Here is a 19174-nt window from a genome sequence, read left to right on the forward strand (position 1 = left end):
CCGATGCCCGAAGGTCTTCCTCTCAGCAATCGCTCTCGCGGCGCTCGTAATTTACTGGCTATGAGTCCTGACCCTAGTCACCTGGAACTGTAATTCGTATCATTGTGTGAACTGAGCTTCAGGAGGTGATGCGATGGTTGGACGGGTGGCGGATGCGGTGGTGCTGAGCGATGAAGAGCGCCGCTTTCTCGAAGGTCAGGTTCGGCGGCACAAGACGCCCCGGTCTTTGTCGGATCGCTGTCGGATGATCCTGTTGTGCGCCGAGGGGCTGCCCAGCAAGGAAGTGGCTGCACAGCAAGGAAGTGGCTGCACAGCTTGGCGTGCACGAGCACACGGTGGGCAAATGGCGCAGGCGTTTTGCACAGGATCGGATCGAAGGCCTCACCGACGAATACCGCCCCGGTCGCCCGCGCACGGTGTCGGATGAACAGGTGGCCGAGGTGATCGAGCGCACGCTGAACACCATGCCAAAGGACGCGACCCACTGGTCGATCCGCTCAATGGCTGCCGCGACGGGGCTGTCTCACACAACAATTCGGCGGATTTGGAACGCATTCGGGCTACAGCCACACCGCAGCGAGACCTTCAAACTCTCAACCGATCCGCTGTTCGTGGACAAGGTGCAGGATATTGTCGGGTTGTACCTGTCGCCGCCGAACCGGGCTATCGTGTTGTGCGTAGACGAGAAGTCCCAGATTCAAGCGCTGGATCGCGAACAGCCGGTCCTGCCCATGGCACCCGGCGTGGCTGAGCGGCGAACTCACACCTACATCCGCCACGGCACCACATCGCTTTTCGCCGCGCTGGATATCGCCACCGGTGCCGTCATCGGCAAGTGCTACAAACGCCACCGTGCGACCGAGTTTCTGGACTTTCTCAAAAAGATCGACCGGCACGTGCCCGCAGGCCCCGACGTGCATATCGTCATGGACAATTATGCCACCCACAAGACGCCGAGGGTCAAGGCTTGGCTGGCGCGCCGCCCGCATTGGCACGTCCACTTCACGCCTACGTCAGCGTCATGGATCAACCAGGTGGAACGCTGGTTCGCCGAATTGACCCGCAAGCAGCTACAGCGTGGCGTGCACCGTTCTACCGTAGAGTTGGAGGCCGACATTGTGGCATTCATCAAGGCCCACAACGAGAACCCAACGCCGTACAAGTGGGTCAAATCCGCAGACGAAATCCTCGCATCCGTCAAACGGTTCTGCCAGCGAACTCAGCAAACCTTATGCCGCGAACTTTAGATTCAGGTGACTAGCGTGATGTGGCGGCAGTCCTAACAGTGGGCATAAACAGACCCTACCTTAGAAACTCCGTTATCGTCCACCAATTGACCCCAAAGCCAGTCATCTTAAGCAAATCTCTAACTTCTCGAACTCGCGGATACAATATTCCCGTGAGTTGGGTGTCCGGCGCCGTCCTTTCGAAATCATTTGCGCAGCGACCTTACAACGACACTCAGTTTGAGTTGCTTGGTGGAACGCATACGCCACCAAACTGGAGAGTCTTTTCTCTAACGCATTACGTGGGTCAAAAAAACTAAAGTTATTGAGGGCAATGGGCGTCGAATCTCAAGAATTGGCCTCACTATTTGCGTACTCCGACAATGTGCCCGGTACAGGACTGTTGCAACCAAGTAGAAATGTCGTTTGGTCTGCAAAGCAGGAATGTCACTACCGGGCACAGCGGAAGCAAGGCTTAGCAGCCCGGAGACCTCACATATCGCAGGGCTGAAAAGCCTTGCGAGCCACGCTTTGATCACTAAGTCTGTAGGAAGTTTTGGAGCAAGAGGTTTCTATTTTGCCGTGCAGTGAAGACTTGGTTTGGATCCATTTGGTCTTTTGGCCAATGGCGGTTCTGCTGACTTACACTGTGTCCCGCCATAATCGCTTTGACATCAAGGATGCGATCTTGGCAGCGGTCGGCATGAAGAAGTTTGACCGAACTCTTGTGATCAATGTTTTACATGCTCTGACGATCCTGTTGCTGTTAGGTCTCGCGGTTTGGATCATTCAATCCTGTCCGACTTGAGCAGCCCGCTCAGCTCGTCTTCGCTCGTAATATGCTTCCATCTTTGAAGGCCGTCCTGGTGGCCGCCGCCCAGTCTTCATGTAGCCGTTCTTTGCGCTGACAGGCTTCACCTTTGGCGTCGGCGCGGCCTTCTCCTGTTCTTCTTTGATGCGTGCCAACACGGCGCTGAGATGCTTGTTCTCGGTGATTGCGGCATGGGTGACCCCTTTGGCACGGACTTGGATGCGCCCATCTGGCATCTCGTACACCTCCACGTATTTGCCGACCAGACCGCGCGTTACATCGTTGACCTCCAGCCGGATTCGCTTGCGGTCGTACTTCAGCGTCAAATCCTTGGTGACATAGCGTTTATCACGAAGGCAGAAGGCCTCGGAAAGACGATCCAGTTCGATGTTTAAGGCGCGATTTCGGTTGTCCAGCTTGGCGGGAGCCTTTGCAAACTTGGCATTGTAACGCTCCATAAAACCCGCAAGGAACACATTGCCGTCTTCCATGTTAGAGATGCCTGCAATGCGCAGTTCCTTGACCAACCAGTCTTGCAGTGTCCGGTTCGCGCGTTCGACCCGACCTTTGGCTTGAGAAGAATTGGCGCAGATGATCTCTATGTTCAGCTCCGCCAGGGCGCGTCCAAACTGCGTCATGCTCGTCATGTGTTCATTGGGCTTAGGAACACGAAACACCGTGTGTTTGTCACTGTAGAATGTAACTGGGCGGCCATGCTTGAGCAGATAGCTTTCCAGAGCTTCAAAGTAGCTAAAGGTGCTTTCGGAGGTGACTAACCGCAGCTCCATCAATGTGCTAGTCGCGCCATCTATAAAGACGAGCAGGGTGCAAGGATCGCCTCGATCCTCGAACCAACGATGATCCGACCCGCCGATTTGGATGAGCTCGCCGAAACATTCCCGACGCATACTCGGCTGGTGGAATGTGCGTCGCTGCTTGCGTGACAACCAGAGGCCATCTTCCTGCATCCATTTGCGAACCGTCTCGCGTGAGACATTGAAGCCGTGGTGTTCGGCCAGCATCTCCGCCGCCAAGGTCGGACCGAAATAAGCATGGCTCTCCTTGATCAGGCTCAGAGCAAAGTCGCGCTTGGCATGATGGATGCGATTATTTGGAGGTTTGCCACGCGCTTTGTGCCGGATCGCTGACGCGCAGTCCTGACGATACCGCTTGAGCAGCCGGAAAACCTGACGAGCCGTCAGGTCCAGCATGTTTGCCGCGTTGTCGACGCTCAGCCTTCCGACATCGATCTGTGCTAAAATCTCCACGCGGTTCAACTCGCGCTCGCTCATCATCAATCCCATGTCCGCTCACCCTCAATGATTTTTGAGGGCAGAGTGACATTCCTGAATTGCTCATTGGTGAAATTCTAGCTTTGCAGCTGCACGGGCTGATTCGGAGAATAATGATTATGGTAAATATATTTTTGGTGCGGGTGGAGGGACTTGAACCCCCACGCCTTGCGGCGCCAGAACCTAAATCTGGTGCGTCTACCAATTTCGCCACACCCGCAACCTGGCACGACGTGCCGGAATGAGGCGCTCAATAGCAAAGCTTGCATCCAAGTGCGAGAGGTAAAATTAGACCGTCGTTAAGATTATTGAAGCTGGGATCGATGTATAACTGCGGATCAAATGGGTGCTGGGCTGAAAAAAGCGCACGTTGCGAATAATCCGTTCGGTTTTTTGGTTGATGAGTTTTGCCACGTCGTCCGAATCTCTCATACTGAGGCCTTGAAAACGCAGCGATTTGCCTTTTTTCGATGCTGTTCAGAGATCAGGTTTTGCCAGCATGATACTAGCTACCTGGAAAATCTCGTTTACGTTGAGTGTTTTTGCCGAGATCACCTTTATGCTCCTTTTACGAGAGCTCAAGGAAATCTTTCCAGCGCTACTCAATATTATCACTTCAAGATCACTCTCTATCAGCAAGAAACATATGCTAAATTGATCAGTTTGTATTCACTGCCACAATTGCGCCTTGCTGTTTGGCAGCATTTTAAACACCAACAAAATAACGTACAAAGGACGAGCCTGTTGGTTTCAAAACGTCTGATCGAGAGATTGCCGCGGTCTAGGATTGTTGTCAGGAGCCGAGGGCGCGTTTGGCAGCCATGACCTCAGCAAACTTGCCTGCCACCAGCTGTCATTCGGAGTGGTTGCCGCCGGGCCGCTAACACTGACACCCGCAAGGGTTGAAACACTCCCAAGCCACGACACCACATTTGCGCCACAATTCAAACGCCAAAAAATCTCATTGGCGTCAAAATAACACCGCCTTGAAGGTTCTTGTTGGTCGTAACGACTTAAAGAGTCCTTTCGCCGCTCTGGTACCCGTACGAGTTTTCCGCCCAACTCCACAACAAGGTGTTTGCTGTGACCGATTTGAACCACTCTACCGCTTCCGAGCAAGACGCCGTTTTCTTTGCTCGCGAAAGTTTTCTTGGAGAGCTCAAAACCCTGAACCGGGATTATCCGGAAACGGGCTTTGGAATCTCGCTGCGCACCCATTCCGGCGAGCACTACTTGCTGGCCAATGCAAGCATGCCGCTACCAGCGGCAAAATCTGACGGGTTTCCAACTGGACGCCGCGTCGCGTGCCTGGAAAACGGAGATCGCTTTAGCTCCATAGAAGTTATGGCTGATTCCCTGGCTTACGAAACTATTTCGCCTCGGGCAGAAGCTGCGATTTTGGGGAACGCGATAGAACTGATTGCACGTATCGACACACTGACCAGCATCCCTGCCGGTCGTGTTACACAACAGTCCCAGACGGCAGCAACGGGAACCGGAGGCTAATAATGGCGCGCAACGACCACCTTTTGTCTGTCGGCAACGAAGCTCTGGCGCCGATGACGTCAGCAATGTCCTCGCTGACCGCACAGATAGACCAATTGACTGAGGTGGCCGATGCACGGTCCTCGGCGCGGCTGGCCACGCTTAAGACGCGGATGGAAAATTTCACTGCCAGCGTGACGATGGTTGGTCAGGTCAAGGCTGGCAAATCGTCGATTGTAAACATTCTTGCGGGCCGTCCCGGACTTTTGCCATCGGATGTGAACCCATGGACGTCTGTTGTGACAACCTTGAACATCAACACGCGTACGCATGGCGACACAAAGTCTAAGTTTACATTCTTTGAGCAAGAAGAATGGGACAACCTGATGGTCGGGGGTGGTCGTTTGGGTGAATTGGCCAATCGGGCTGGTGCGGACGACGAAATGGATGACATTCGCCGTCAAATCGGGGAAATGAAGGCCAAATCAGAGGAACGGTTGGGCAAACACTTTGATCTGATTCTGGGCCAGAGCCATCAGTATGAGTATTTCGATGAAGAGCTAATCCAGCGCTACGTTTGTTTAGGGGACGAGGACGATCCTGATATCGACCCGAAAACGGGGCGTTTTGCTGATGTAACCAAGTCAGCGGAACTGTATATGGACATTCCGCAATACCCGGTCGCATTGAAGCTGTGTGACACGCCCGGTGTGAACGATACCTTCATGGTTCGCGAGCAGATCACGCTACGTAGCCTCCGCGGATCTGAGGTATGTATTGTTGTTTTGGCGGCCAGTCAGGCGCTGACGACGATGGACATGGCGCTGATGCGCATCATCTCCCAATTCGAAAACCGTCAGATCATTCTCTTTGTGAACCGCATCGATGAATTGTCGGACCCGGTGACTCAGGTGCCCGAAATCCGCGACAGGATTCAGGACACGCTGAAACAGAACAATATCGACAAGAATGCAAGCGTTGTATTTGGCAGTGCTTTGTGGGCCGAAGCTGCCTTGACCGGCAATCCGGATATTCTGACCGAGGAATCCCGCGCGGCCCTGAACACGTTCTATCTGGCTGCCGGTTTTGGCGATCAGGCGGCCTCGCTCGACAAGATCTGGGCTCTATCCGGCCTTCCCGATCTATTACTTGCGATGAGCGAACGCATCGCCGAAGGTGCCGGAACGCGTCTGCTGGACCGGGTCCGCCATCGCGCACGCAACATCGCGAGTCAGATCCGAGCAACAGCAGTGGCCAAGAATCTGTCCAGTGGCGAGGGTGTCGTTCGTGATTTGGATGGTGTTTCGCCAGAGGAAGCAATCTCGACCGTTTCCGCCGAGTACGAAAAGAAGGTCGCAGATCTGACGGCGGCATTGCGCGATAAGGTACTGGAGCGGCTGAACTCGGCTGAAGCCAATTTTGTCAAACGCGCGACGGATTCCCTGATCTCGCATTTGGAGATGAATGGCGAGCAAGGAACTTGGCAGTATGACCCGGCCGGGCTGCGAACCCTGCAAAAAGCCGCGTATTTTAGCTTTGCGCGATCCATGCGGAAAGAGGCAGGTGCGCTGTATTCCTCTGCTGCTGCGGATGTGGAAACGCTGTATCATAAGCTTCTTGGCAACCACTTGGGCGAGTTCAGCATCGAAGCGCCCATTGTCCCTCGGGTTCCGCCACCACTTGGCATTGGCCGTACAATCGCTCTTGATCTTCAGAGCACATGGTGGCGACGTTGGTGGCAAAAGCGCAAAGGGTTCGAGGCGTATGCTGCCGACTATACACGGCTGATTGCCTCAGAGGCTAATTCGATCACCAAGGATATCGAGGAGAATCAGGTCGCGGCCGTGTTGGAAAACGTCCGGGCAATTCTGGCTGATTTCATGCGCGAGCAAAAAGAAACTCTGTTGAGCATCTCGGCTTCTGCAGAAAAAGACGGAGGCCAGAATCCCGCGCTGATGGCAGGCTTACAGCCACAGAAATCTCGGGACGATATTCTGGGCGACATCCTTAAAGATCTGAGCAACGAAGCGGCATGAGCGAACAAATGGCAAAAGATTCACAAACCCGCTTCGTTTCGCCCAAAGCGTGGGAACGCATCGAGCAGTGGTCCCGCCGCAAGCCGGTCTTCGCATTGATGGGAGAGTTCAGCGCCGGGAAATCGACGCTTATGAACTTTCTGTTGCGTACGCAGACGTTGCCAACGCAAGTCACCGCAACGCAACTGCCGCCCGTGTGGTTCAGCTGGGGCAATCAATCAGCCTATGTTAAGCGGCAGGACGGCAGCACAGAAGACATTGAACTTGATCGGCTTGAAGCGGTCGGCGTGAATGACGCGCAATTCATCCGTATCTTCCTTGAGGCTGATATCCTAGAGGCCGTTGATCTGATCGATACTCCCGGAATCTCCGACCCCAAGATCTCAACAGATGTGTGGCAGCGCGCGGTTGGTCAGGCCAACGGTGTCTTGTGGTGCACCCATTCCACCCAAGCGTGGCGAGAAACGGAGCGTGCGACATGGGTCTCGCTGCCCGAACGGCTGCAAAACAACTCTCTGTTGCTGGTCACTCGGGCAGATGCACTGGGTCAGAAAGACCGTCAAAAAGTTCTGCGCCGAGTCAATCGCGAAGCCGGCCATCTGTTCAACCGCTCTATCTTGTTCTCTGCACGGGACGCGATCACCGCACGGGACAAAACCGGCGATGCCGAGATGTGGTCGCGAAGCGGCGGCGGCAAAATGATCGATAGTTTCCTTGAGATTACCGAACATATCATGGAGAATCGCGCAGATCAGTTGGCACGGTACCAGATCGACAAAAGCATGTCGGACGCGCCCAAGGTTCAACCTTTGCGCCCAGCATCTAAGTCCGCCGAACTGGGATCGGGTACAGAAGGTGTCTCGCCATTGAAACTGGTGAACCCTCTGACAGACGGTACGGACATTGATCCGGCAGAATCTTCAGTTGTGACCAGCTTCCCGGTGCGCCCTGCCCGCGTGGAGCGGCGCTCTGAGGATGCGGAACGGACGCGAATTGACTCGGAAGAGGCCGAGCGGCTGAGGGCGGAAATGGTGCCCGAAGCAGAGCCAGCCGCGGAACCTACTGACACCAACGATGACGAGTTGCGTGCCTTCTTCAAGGATACGTCCAACGGTCCGCTTGATTTGAGCAACATACCCGAGTCCAACCGGGATGATGACGACCTTGACCTGCTTGATGACCCGGATTTTGATGACGACATCGAGGAAGAAACCCTCTTCGACGACGAAACTGACATGGACCAATTGCAGGTTGAGGAGACAGATAACTCAGAAGATCTTTTGGTTTCTCTCAACGGATCCCTGGCGGACACATCCGAAATCGAAAGTGAAGAACTTGAATCGGTTGAGCCAGCGGAAGACCACGGCATTGAAGTTTCGGTGTCTTCCATTACCGCCCTGATGGCCGAACAATCGAATGATAGCGTTGACGATTATGAGCCCGAACCAGAATCCAACGGGTTGATCGAGATCGAAGGCGCGCCGCAGCCCAAGGATGTCGGCGAGATCAAAGAAACCGTCGCTGGTGAATTGATTGATGTATCCGCCGATTCGATGTTGAGCGCTTCGTCCATGTGGCAGGAAATCGTCGGCAAAGAAGACCTTCCTGAGGATGCGGATGGATTGAAGAACGTCTTCAAAGCCTTTCTGGCTGAATTTGACCAGATCGCCGTCGAACACAATGCGCGACAAGTAAAGGAGTCCTTACGTCCAATCCCGAGCGCCAGCGAAAACAGCAGCGCAGAATGGCATATGTTGTAATGGAACTCGAATCGAGGTAGTGGATAATTAATAATGGAAAACAGATAGTTATATGTCGATCCAAACCGCACTTCAATCCGCAATGGACACCATACCCGACTGTATCGCAGGCGGGTATGTTGACATGGAAACGGGCATGCTTTTGGGAACATGTCTTACCGATCCAGACAGCGCGAATGTCTTGGATGCGTTGGCGGTTGCTGTGGCGAATTTGTTTCAGGGACGCGGTGTTGCCGCTTTTGAAGCTTTGTTAAGGCAGGCAGGAACGGAAGAGGCGGGAAACCCGGGGTTTGGTGAAATCGCGGTGTTTTCGCAAGACCGATTGAACATCTTTTTGCGAACCCAGGAATATCCGGATCACGTGGTTTGCTACATTTGTCGGAACAGCGCGAATGTCGGTTTGGCACTAACAAAATCACATCTCAGCTTGGGGTCGGTTGCGGCCGCAGTTTGAGCGGGACCAGAGGGGGTCACGGCATGATGGATACTGACATACTGGAAATGCTCGAAGATATCGGGCGGTCGTCGGTGGCAAGATTGTCGCCGGCCGTTTTGGTTTCTGGTGACACTGCTTCGGAACGACGTGTCGAAATTCTGCGTGTCATTCGTGGGACTGTTCTGCCGCGTCGTCTTGAGTTCACGGCAGCAAATGGCGACTGCTTGGCAATCGAGGTTAATAGCTCGCGGGTTACCGATGTCTTCCAGGTTCGATCAGGGCCTATTCCCGATTTCAACACCGAGGCGCGAGAAGACTTGGTCGGTAAATTGGCGCAGCTTGTTTCTGACATCTCCGGCGCCCCTACCCCGATGGAATTGGTGTCGCTGAAACCGGATACAGCGCTTGAAGCCGATGATGTCGGCATCACGCTAAGCGAAATTGAAAGCGCGTGTGAGCAGATTGAGCTGCCTTCCGAACCCATTGTGTCGGTTGTACAGGAGACCGAAGAAGCGCTCGCTACCGAACAATCTGAAGAAGACATTGTCGAGCAGGCGGAAAGCCTGGCTCAGAACTTTTTTGATGGGGTTCACCGGTTCTCGACTGGCCGCGTTTTGATGGAAAGTGCGGATGGGGATGCGCTGCGTTTCGAAGGGCAGTGCGCGCCCGATGGAACAATGCATCCAGATCAAAAATTGCTGACGCGTTTCGCTGCAGATCTGGCGGGCTGGGACAACGATACAGAGACAGAACTGGACCACCCCCAACTGATAGTGATGCGCCCTTCGGGTGGTAAAGGTGCCGGTCTGGCTGTGGTACATGACGGCGAGAAAACTGCCGTTGCTCTGCATGAAGCGCGCAAATTAGGTGCGGTTGTCAATCTTTGGAGTTCGCTTCTGGAGACGGGAAAATGACCCCGTCTGTAATATTCAAAAATTCGAGTAATTTAGTTCATTGTTTCAAGTATCAGGGTAAAGAGTTATGAGTGAAACTAGTCGTCGCGAGTTAATTCGCATTGCAGAAGATATGAACAAGATCAGCAACGACGAAACGCGTCAGTTTATCTCGCGTATTGTCGGTGATCTTACCAATCTTAAGCCTTCGATCGCATTTGTTGGGCAAATCAAGGCCGGAAAATCCCGTTTGATAAACGGATTTACGGGTCAGGCAGAGTACCTGCCGTCAGACGTCAACCCTTGGACGACTGTCATCACGGATATGCATTTCGGACACCCATCCGGGCGGACCGAAGGGGCAGAATTTCACTTCTTCGACAATCACCAGTGGCAGTCTTTGATCGTCGAGGGTGAAGAACTGCGTAACATGTTCCCGGATGACGAGGACAGCTACAAGCGTGAGATGATCGAAGAACAGGTCGAGGCGATGCAAGTCCGAGCGCGGCGGCGATTGGGTGACAGCTATGAACAATTGCTCGGCCAACATCATGATCTGGAGCATCTGACATCAGACGATCTTGCGCGCTATGTCTGTGCAGGCGACGATCCAACCGAAGACAGCGTCTTGGATCCGGGCAGCGACAGGGGTTTGTACAGCGACATTACTCGCAAGGCCGAGGTCTATTTTGACGTCGGCCATTTTCCATTTCCATTGACAGTGACGGACACGCCTGGCGTAAACGATCCGCTGCTGATCCGCGAAGAGATTTCACGACAGTATCTAAAAGAATCGGATTTCTTTGTTGTGGTCCTTTCGGCGCATCAGGCGCTTTCGCGCGCTGACCTGAAACTGTTCAGGTTGATGCAGGCATTGGAACTTGGTCAGATTGTCGTATTCATCAACCGAGTCGACGAGCTGGGCGACGGGGCCGAAGACGCCACAAAAGTGCGCGCTGACGTTCTGGAAGGCTTGGAAAAGGCGCTCGGGAACGCGGATATCGATGTTTTGATGGGCAGTGCGCAGTGGGCACATTTTGCACTGACCGGTGATGAGACGGGGATAAACCATGATCAGGTTCTGGCTTGGTTGCGCGCGCATCCCGAACAGATGAAGCAATATCTGGACGGTGTCGAAGAGATCAAACAAGGCCCCGGCCCGATAAGTCGCGAAGCGGTTTTGCGCTTTGCTGCTATGATCGCCTCGGGTCTTCCGGATCTGCGCCGTCATGTAACGCAAGCTTTGACCGATGGTCCACGCGATGAACAATTGCGCATGGCATGGCAGCATCTCAACAGTTTTGCCCGGGGGGAACTGGAGCGGTCTCAGGCCCACCTGCGTGCGCTCGAAGACGACAACGCGGCTAACTTGGCAAGCGCAGATGAAAACGACAAGACCCTGGCAGAACTGCGCAGTCTTGTTGCGGGTAAAACACAAGGTATAACCCAGGACATGGATGATGTTTTGTCCAATCTTCGTGGCGTTATGGATGACACCGTGGCCGAGGCTGTTTCGGCTGTCGTTCGGGGTCCTGACGGGCAATCGCCCTTGCTGGCCAAAGGCGGTGCGACCGAATTGAATTTCACACCGTTACGCGAGCGGATGAGAGAGTTGGTTCAAGGCGCATCTCAAGTCGTTCGGCAGCGCATGCTGAGCGAGCTTTACGCGATTGACATGCAAAGCAACGCTTCGTTGCGCGCCCTGCCCGGCTGGCAAGAACCGGCCGACAACCGTATGAACACCAGCGCAGTTCGATGGTTCCGCCCGGATACGACGGCACTGACACGTGGAATTACTGTTGAATTGCGTGTAAACTGGTTGTCGCGTCTGATTTCGCGCAATAGCGTCGTGTCGCGCGCGGAAAAGATGATCGTGCAGGAGTTCGAGTTGATCGGGGACGATCTGATTGACACTGCGCGGGATGACCTGTCTGAAAGACTGAATACGGTCCTTGATCACTATCTGGCTTTGCTGGCCGGGCATCTTGAACACAGATCCGGGACCGATGAAACAAATGCACGGGCCGAAGCGCAAGGCGCATTCGACCGGGCGCGCCGCATTGCTGATAAGCTGGCGACAGCCTTTGGAACGAGCATTGCGGAAGAACGACAAGCAGAGGCTGCGGAATGATTGAATTTCCCGGAACCGAAAAGGAAGTGCGTCAGTTGGAGCGCTTTCTGAACGCGTCAGAAGACCTACCGTCAGACGCGACTTTGGACGACATGCGAGCACGGGCGTTGGCCCATGCCGAACGTCTGTCCAATGCGGTAAATATCGGTTTCGCCGGGGAGTTTGGAGCTGGAAAATCAAGCCTCGCCAACATGTTGGCCGGGGCAGATATATTACCAACCGGACCTCAGCACCTGAAATTACCGCTGGTAATTGTTGCTTATGCCGACACACCTGAAACCACCGTGGGTTGGTGGGAAAAGGAACCCAAGACCTATTCCGGGATCGCGCTGGAAAAGGCGGCGGCGGACAATCCTGATTTCATCTCCGTAGGTCTTAACACTCCTGCCCTGAAGGAAATCTCGTTGTTTGATTTGCCGGGCTCAGGTGCGTTGGATGATACGTATAAACAGACCCTGGACCTGCTAAAATTCGTCGACTGTGCCATCTGGTGCACCAATGGAACCAATGCCTGGCGCGAGACTGAACGCCATCTTTGGGCTCAGGTGCCATCAAAATTGCGCGAGAACAGCCTGTTGGCAGTCACCCATTCCGACTTGCCGCCCGTCCATGACGCGCTCGATCGTGTTTTGGCTCGTTTGAACAAGGAAAAGGGTTCGATGTTCCGCTCTGTAGTGCCAATCGGTACGCCAGTTGCGGTCCGCGCCATGGCACAAGAGCCCGAGCCTGATTTCAAGCTTTGGGAAACTTGCGGAGGGCAAAATCTGGCAGAAAAGGTGCTCGAGGTGGCGTCGAACCGACGCCAAAGCGACCTTGACGCCGCGCGTAAGGACTTAGAGCAGGATTTCCTGCCATTTCTTGAAACGCTGCAAGGGCCCGAACCCGAGCAGACTGAAAGTGATGGCGCGTCGATGAAAGTCACGCTTGGATCTGCTTTGCCACCGCTAAACAACCCCATTCTCGAAGATTGGTTGGCGGCCATTGCCAGCATCTATGAGGATCTTCGCGAATCTGCGGATATTGAACCAGCGGCCTTCCTGCAGAGTTGTCAGGAAATTGTCGAGGATTTCGCCGAGCGTTTGGATCAAGGTGGTGAAATCGACCCGGAAGCCGACTGGATTCCGGCGGAGTTCGAAAAAGCAACAGATTTGTTGCTGCTGCTGCAATTTGAAAGCGGCAATGCCCCGTTAAAGGATGCAATCAGCATACTGGCACAGCTGAGCGACAACCTTGCATGGGCCGGCAGCACCCTGCCAGAATCACAGACCAAAACCGGAACCTGACGCTTTCGCGCTTAGATTGAGCCGAACTGCGGCGATTCGAAGGCGCTTAGAATCGGGTGGAGATTGTTTCTAATTCGTAGACCAAGAGTCCGAATTAGGTACATCAGTTTTCGTGTTTTGCCCCCTTTGTGTCACTATATTGTGTCATAAAGCATTCGGAACACAACATATAGAAACATGGCAAAAACGATCCATAGTGAAGCCATGAGGCGGCCCCAATAAAGTCAAATTTGAAACGTCTAACCGTTCTCAAGTGTCCTGCGTTTGTTTTGGTTGTGAGTTCGTGGGTTATTTACGCAGTTGGAAGTGCCGCTAAACGAGTAGAACGGGCGTAAAGAAATGAGCCACAATCAGGCTGTCGGTGCATCGCACGACGAACCAAAAATCGAGGGACTGCAACCGGGCTCAAAGCTTCTGCGCGGACAGTACGAAGTTCTTAGCTTCCTCAGCAATGGCGGGTTTGGAATAACCTATCTGGCGCGCGACAGCCTCGAACGCAATGTGGTCATCAAAGAATGCTACCCCGGCGCTTTGTGTCGTCGAAACGGCGACTTGGTCGAACCAGCCGATTCCTCCTTCAAGGACGACCTTCGCGCAATCATCGACCTTTTCATTCTTGAAGCCCGCAACCACGCACGGTTGGTTCATCCCAACATCGTTGACGTGCATCAGGTCTTTGAAGACAACGAGACCGCGTACATCGCAATGGACTTGATCCGTGGGTGCGATCTTCTCGATTACGTCGAGAACCTAGAAAATGACGGCGGACCTGACTTTATCGTGCAGGTCACCGAAAAGATGCTGTCTGCGGTCTCTTTCATCCACCAAAGCGGTATGTTGCATCGGGACATATCGCCCGACAACATTTTGATAGACGAGAATGGCGACCCGGTCCTGATCGACTTTGGTGCAGCGCGCGAGCAAGCAGCCAATAAGTCAGCGGCACTTATGACCCTGCGCGTCATCAAGGACGGGTATTCGCCCCACGAGTTCTACGTTCGCGGTGCAGAGCAAGGCCCGAGCAGCGATCTGTATGTACTCGCAGCTACCTTGTATCACGCCATAAGTGGCGAACGCCCAATTGACGGGCAGACCCGACTGAACGCGTTCAACAACGGTCACGATGACCCTTATGAGCCGCTTGCTGGTCGTTTCGAGGGGTATCCAGAGGGGTTTCTGGAAGCGCTCGACAAGGCGATGGAGGTGCACGCCACGGACCGTCTGCAGTCAGCGCTGGATTGGTTGCGTATGTTCCGCGGTCCGGGCGTAATGTTTGACACGTTTGCTTATCGCCCCGTGTCTGTCATCGTTGGCATGGACCGGAAGGACAAGGAAGAAGAACAGGCTCGGATCAAAGCCGAGAGCGAAAACGCCGAAGCCGTTGTTACGGCCTTACTCGCAGGCAATGCAGACATTGCCCTAGGCAACGAAGACAAGAAAGACGAAGAACCTGCCAGGTTCTCTGCCAAAGACGACAACGCAGTTGCTGTAGATACCGTGGTTCAGAGCGGTTCGGGCGGCAATGGCAAGTTAATTGCCGGCGCTGCTGCTGTGGCCGTGGTGCTGGCTGCGGGTGGGTTCTTCGTGATGTCCGGCGACAAGACTGAGCCAGCCACAGAGACGACGAACGCAACATTGGCCCCGGCCACACAATCTGCACAGGCTGAAGCCGAAACGCCAGCTTCCGAGCCGGAATCAGAGACATCGGCGACTTTGACACCAGAGCCGACACCGATCGTCGAAGACGCAGCGCCTGAACCAGAAAACATTGTAGCGCAGCCTGTCGAGCAGGAACAGGCCGAGACTGCGGAAATAGCTGCCATAGAAGCAGCCTCCGCAGAACCAAAAGCAACCGAGGCTGAACCTCAGGCCGGCGCACTGGCAGTTGCGACGGGAGACAAGACCGCCATGGAAGGGTCGGTCAATCTGGCTGAAACCCAGGTCTCGTTTGCGCATTGGGATGTAGAAATCCCGTTCGATGTCTCTAGACGTCGCGCATCGACCGGCAATGTGATTGCAGTCACCGGAGTTGACCCCACTATTGATATGACAGTGATCGGGGATTGGGTGACCCGAGGGGCCGCGATCTTTACTTTGAATGGCAAGCCAATTCAATCGGACGCGTCATTCGCAGCACAAGTGTTGGACAACCTCCAGGTGGACCCAGATGGCTATACCCGCGTCGCCGCCCGGTACCGTCCTCTGGGCAAGACCAGGGCCAGCAATGGACTGTTGGCTTTGCCTGCCATCCGCTCGGTAGGTCTTGAAAATGGCTATGCGTTCACCATTCGCGGAACGGGCGAGGCCGAATGGCAGACTGTGGTCTCGGACGTTCCAGCAGAGAATTCAGGCTCCCTTCAAAAAGGCGATGTGCTGCTGAGTGAAGCGCAGACTGGGATGACTTTCGATGGGTCAGAAAGTTTGGATGCATTGCTGGCGCAGCTTGTTTCTGCAAATCAAGCTGAGGCACGCTTTAGTGTCTCGCGAAACGGCACCGAAGCCGCTGCGGCCATGCGATTGGTTCAGGAGTGATGTGTCCGGTTCAATAACATGTACCAGCGTTTGTTTGTTGAGGGTGGCACCCCAAGCTTAGCCACCCTGGCGGGAGCTGGCCCGCAACAGAGAGTTAAGAGTTTTCTCGTTTCCAATGTTGTAGTTGCCGCTGTGCCATCGTGCGCAGGGGTAGGTAGAAGCCCAAAGGCACAAGTTACGTGCCACTAACTTAAAGGTGTCGACACCATGTTCAAATATAAAAGCCCTCTCAGCCGGCTTCTCGAAGGTGCCGGCAAAGCCCAGGAAGACGAAGTTGTAGAAAGCACAACACCTGCTGAAGACAAACAGGAGCCGATTGCGGACTTCAACGCCCTGCGTGCAGCCCTGGCTGGCGGAAACATGGCCTCCGAAGCTTATGAGGAAGCGGACGAGTTGATCCCCGAAGGAAAGATGCCCGACTTTGAGGAATCCAAAGTTGAGATCGCTGAGGGTGAAAAACCCGCAGATGAAGCGAACGCTCCTGATACCTCGGTCGAAGACGTGGAAACCGCGGCTGAAGTTCCGGCCGTCGAGTCTGCAGAAGAGTCGCATGACAACGATCAGATCCTGACCCTCCATCTTACTGAGGACGATGCGATTGTTGGCGACGAAACGGTTTCGCTCAACACGGAAGAGACCGCAGCGGATACAGCAGAGGTTGTAGTAGATATCTCAGCCCAGTCGCCCGAGGCGGAGCTAGAACCAGCCGAGCATCCAGCAACCGAGCGGGCGGCCCCGGAACCTGCACCCACCGAGGATCGCAGGTCCCGTGTCAAAACAACCTTCCTTGGCTTTGAACGCGCGGACACTCATGTTCAGGATCTGATTGAAACGGCGACGCCTGTTGCGAAAACGGAAACTGCTCAAGAATCGTTCCCGGTGGGATGGTTGGTTGTGACGGGTGGTCCCGGTCGGGGCGCCAGCATTGGTTTGACTGAAGGCCTGATGCAGATCGGCCGCAATGATGATCAGGCCATTCAGCTGGATTTCGGCGATACCGGGATCTCGCGGTCCAGCCACGCTGTGGTTGCGTATGATCCCGAAGATCGTAAGTGTTATCTGGGCCATGGCGGTAAAGCCAATCTTGTGCGTCTGAACGGCAAACCTGTTCTGAGCACTGTTCCGTTAGCCAGCGGGGACCTGATCCGGATCAGCGAAACCTCTGTTCGTTTTGTCGCCTTCTGTGACGACGGCTTTGATTGGCGGGAATCCTGATAGATGTTGGCGACCCCGGCATATGACATTGCGCTGATCCTGGATCAGGGACGGCGCGATTCTCAGGAAGACGCGATTGCCTCGCGCGTGTTTGACGCAGCGGGTTCGGGTTATGTCGTCGTTGCTGATGGAATGGGTGGCCATGAGGCGGGTGAGGTTGCCTCAGAGATGGTGATTGCCGCATGGCGCGACTCGCTGGATAGCGAGCTTGAGAAAGACAATCCGGTCGAGGCGACGTTGGTTGATACGCTTCCTTTGGCGGCAATACAGGCCAATGCGTCGATTGCAACTCACAACGAAGAACAAGGTGACGGATTCAACATGGGGTCCACCCTTCTGGGTGTCCTGCTGCTGGATCAGCGCGTGTTCTGGATTTCAATCGGGGATAGCCCACTTTATCTTTTCCGAAACGGTGATCTGCAGCAGATCAACGAAGATCACTCGATGGCCCCGATGATTGACGCGCAAGCGGCCCAGGGGCTTCTGACAGAAGCCGAGGCGCAGGTTCATCCTGACCGCAACCAGCTGACTTCGGTCGTTATGGGGGCTGCAATCCCTCAGGTCGATTGCCCAGAAGAGCCGCTGACACTGACGGCAGAGGACATTCTCGTTCTGGGCAGCGACGGGCTGCAATACCTGAGTAACGCCGAGATACAGACCATTCTGAGCAACAACTCACAGGCATTGGCCCAGGATATCGCGGACTCATTGTTAAAGGCACTGCAGGTCAAAAACGATCCGGATCAGGACAACCTATCAATTGCCGTCGTGAAACTGAAGAGAACCTAAAAAGGCAAAGCAACAGTAAAAATGAGAAAACATCTGATCATATCCAGTCTGGCCCTTGCCGCCGCTACAGGCGCGGCCTCGGCCCAGGAGGCGTGTTCAACCTACGAGATTCAGCGCGGTGACAGCCTGCGTGATCTATCGATAGAGGTTTATGCGACAGAAGACTTCCGGATCCTCTATGACGCCAATCGGGATGTCATCGGATCAAACCCGAACGTCATTCGGGTCGGCGACGTACTGACCATGCCCTGTCTCGAAGACTTTGGGCGTGCACCGGTTCTGGCTGATACCGAGGCCGAACGGCTTGCCTCTGCTATGGCAGCGGAACTGGTGAAAGCTGCAGAAGCGCGCGCCGAAAAGGCCATTGCAGAAGCCGAAGCCCGTGTAGCCGCGGCAGAAGCCGAAGCGCAACAAGCCAGTGAGGATGCCGTTGCTGCTGCCAAAGCCGAAGCGAAAAAAGAGATTGAAGCGGCCCGTGCCGAAGGTGCTGCTCTGATCCGTGACGCCGGTGTGGGTGCACGCCCCGAATTTAGTGATCGTCAGCTACTGTTGATCACAAGTGGGAACTACGCGCCTTTCACGGACGAGGCGTTACCGCATCGCGGCCTGTACACTCAATTGGTAGAGACGGCGATGCTGCGCGCCGCGCCCGAGCAGTCTTACAAAATCCAGTTCGTCAATGACTGGTCCTCGCATCTGGATCTTCTGATGCCGACGCTCGCTTTTGACGGAACGTTCCCGTGGTCGCGCCCAAACTGCGAAGCGGCCGAAGCGCTATCTGAAACGGATCGTTCGCGTTGCGAGACCTACAACTTCTCGAATCCGTTCTATGAGGTTGTGGATACGTTCTTTGCACGAAACGGTTCAGGCTATGAGCAGACGCTGACTTATGCTGACTTTGCTGGTACGACGATCTGCCGTCCTGAAGGCTGGTCTTTGTCCCACATGGATGCGGTCGGGCTCTATGAGCCTGCAGTGACTTTGATGCGCCCGGTATCACCGGATGACTGCTTCCATGCCGTGATGGAAGGAACAGCCGATATCGTCGCAATCGAGGCCCATCTTGCTGTCGAGACAATCGGGCGCCTGGGTTACGAACACCGCATTATCGAAAACCCCAATCTCGCGGCGATCAAGTCGCTTAACGTCATGACCCATAAAGACAATCCTGATGGGGAAGCGATCCTTGAGACGCTGAATCAGGGTCTGGCAATCATGCAGCAATCCGGCGAATGGCGCGACATTGTGTCGACCGCCCTGCGTTATCAAATGGAAAATGGATAGG

Annotated in this window: 12 protein-coding genes, 1 tRNA gene and 1 pseudogene; 12 read left to right on the forward strand and 2 right to left on the reverse strand. The window is 54.6% G+C overall.

Going from position 1 to position 19174, the window contains the following annotated elements; translation table 11 throughout:
- The first annotated feature begins 133 nt into the window (after positions 1-133).
- A pseudogene (locus tag Q1B21_RS13645) lies at positions 134-1247 on the forward strand (IS630 family transposase).
- A 768-nt stretch (positions 1248-2015) separates the two neighbouring features.
- Here the strand turns inward: Q1B21_RS13645 and Q1B21_RS13650 are convergent.
- Entirely contained in the window at positions 2016-3341 is a 1326-nt protein-coding gene (locus Q1B21_RS13650; protein ID WP_299890119.1) for an ISNCY family transposase, read from the reverse strand.
- Between the two features lie 123 nt (positions 3342-3464).
- Positions 3465-3549 (reverse strand) — tRNA-Leu (locus Q1B21_RS13655).
- 863 nt (positions 3550-4412) lie between these two features.
- Here Q1B21_RS13655 and Q1B21_RS13660 point away from each other — a divergent pair.
- The 11 genes from Q1B21_RS13660 (at position 4413) to Q1B21_RS13710 (ending at position 19173) form a co-directional block, all read left to right on the forward strand.
- A complete protein-coding gene (locus tag Q1B21_RS13660; protein WP_298934998.1) occupies positions 4413-4835 on the forward strand; it encodes a hypothetical protein in 423 nt (140 codons plus the stop codon).
- Between the two features lie 2 nt (positions 4836-4837).
- Positions 4838-6850: a dynamin family protein gene (locus Q1B21_RS13665; protein ID WP_298934999.1), complete on the forward strand. Its 2013-nt coding sequence runs from the start codon at positions 4838-4840 to the stop codon at positions 6848-6850.
- A gap of 8 nt (positions 6851-6858) precedes the next feature.
- Positions 6859-8610, forward strand: a complete 1752-nt coding sequence (locus tag Q1B21_RS13670; RefSeq protein WP_299890122.1) for a dynamin family protein — start codon at positions 6859-6861, stop codon at positions 8608-8610.
- A gap of 52 nt (positions 8611-8662) precedes the next feature.
- Positions 8663-9064, forward strand: a complete 402-nt coding sequence (locus tag Q1B21_RS13675) for a hypothetical protein (RefSeq protein ID WP_299890124.1) — start codon at positions 8663-8665, stop codon at positions 9062-9064.
- 23 nt (positions 9065-9087) lie between these two features.
- Positions 9088-9960, forward strand: a complete 873-nt coding sequence (locus Q1B21_RS13680) for a hypothetical protein (protein WP_299890126.1) — start codon at positions 9088-9090, stop codon at positions 9958-9960.
- Between the two features lie 67 nt (positions 9961-10027).
- Positions 10028-12070, forward strand: coding sequence for a dynamin family protein (locus Q1B21_RS13685; RefSeq protein WP_299890128.1), 2043 nt, complete (start codon positions 10028-10030; stop codon positions 12068-12070).
- Positions 12067-13353 carry a dynamin family protein gene (locus Q1B21_RS13690; RefSeq protein WP_299890131.1) on the forward strand — a complete coding sequence of 429 codons (1287 nt, stop codon included), beginning with the start codon at positions 12067-12069 and terminating at the stop codon, positions 13351-13353. Before Q1B21_RS13685 ends, Q1B21_RS13690 begins: the two co-directional genes overlap by 4 nt.
- A 339-nt stretch (positions 13354-13692) precedes the next feature.
- Positions 13693-15885: a serine/threonine protein kinase gene (locus Q1B21_RS13695; RefSeq protein ID WP_299890133.1), complete on the forward strand. Its 2193-nt coding sequence runs from the start codon at positions 13693-13695 to the stop codon at positions 15883-15885.
- 207 nt (positions 15886-16092) lie between these two features.
- The gene (locus Q1B21_RS13700; protein WP_299890135.1) at positions 16093-17100 is read left to right on the forward strand and encodes an FHA domain-containing protein; all 1008 of its coding nucleotides are present in this window, start codon (positions 16093-16095) and stop codon (positions 17098-17100) included.
- A 3-nt stretch (positions 17101-17103) separates the two neighbouring features.
- A complete protein-coding gene (locus Q1B21_RS13705; RefSeq protein WP_298935008.1) occupies positions 17104-17889 on the forward strand; it encodes a protein phosphatase 2C domain-containing protein in 786 nt (261 codons plus the stop codon).
- Positions 17890-17910: 21 nt separating this feature from the next.
- Positions 17911-19173 carry a transporter substrate-binding domain-containing protein gene (locus Q1B21_RS13710; RefSeq protein ID WP_299890137.1) on the forward strand — a complete coding sequence of 421 codons (1263 nt, stop codon included), beginning with the start codon at positions 17911-17913 and terminating at the stop codon, positions 19171-19173.
- The last annotated feature ends 1 nt before the right edge of the window (position 19174 follow it).

The sequence above is a fragment of the uncultured Ruegeria sp. genome (assembly GCF_947504215.1).
Classification (GTDB): Bacteria; Pseudomonadota; Alphaproteobacteria; order Rhodobacterales; family Rhodobacteraceae; genus Ruegeria.

Excerpts from the sequence above, each read along its gene's own strand:
- Q1B21_RS13695 (WP_299890133.1), top strand. The coding sequence starts at position 13,693 with ATGAGCCACAATCAGGCTGTCGGTGCATCGCACGACGAACCAAAAATC.
- Q1B21_RS13705 (WP_298935008.1), top strand. The coding sequence starts at position 17,104 with ATGTTGGCGACCCCGGCATATGACATTGCGCTGATCCTGGATCAGGGA.
- Q1B21_RS13685 (WP_299890128.1), top strand. The coding sequence starts at position 10,028 with ATGAGTGAAACTAGTCGTCGCGAGTTAATTCGCATTGCAGAAGATATG.
- Q1B21_RS13710 (WP_299890137.1), top strand. The coding sequence starts at position 17,911 with ATGAGAAAACATCTGATCATATCCAGTCTGGCCCTTGCCGCCGCTACA.
- Q1B21_RS13670 (WP_299890122.1), top strand. The coding sequence starts at position 6,859 with ATGGCAAAAGATTCACAAACCCGCTTCGTTTCGCCCAAAGCGTGGGAA.
- Q1B21_RS13680 (WP_299890126.1), top strand. The coding sequence starts at position 9,088 with ATGATGGATACTGACATACTGGAAATGCTCGAAGATATCGGGCGGTCG.
- Q1B21_RS13675 (WP_299890124.1), top strand. The coding sequence starts at position 8,663 with ATGTCGATCCAAACCGCACTTCAATCCGCAATGGACACCATACCCGAC.
- Q1B21_RS13650 (WP_299890119.1), bottom strand. The coding sequence starts at position 3,341 with ATGGGATTGATGATGAGCGAGCGCGAGTTGAACCGCGTGGAGATTTTA.
- Q1B21_RS13665 (WP_298934999.1), top strand. The coding sequence starts at position 4,838 with ATGGCGCGCAACGACCACCTTTTGTCTGTCGGCAACGAAGCTCTGGCG.
- Q1B21_RS13700 (WP_299890135.1), top strand. The coding sequence starts at position 16,093 with ATGTTCAAATATAAAAGCCCTCTCAGCCGGCTTCTCGAAGGTGCCGGC.
- Q1B21_RS13690 (WP_299890131.1), top strand. The coding sequence starts at position 12,067 with ATGATTGAATTTCCCGGAACCGAAAAGGAAGTGCGTCAGTTGGAGCGC.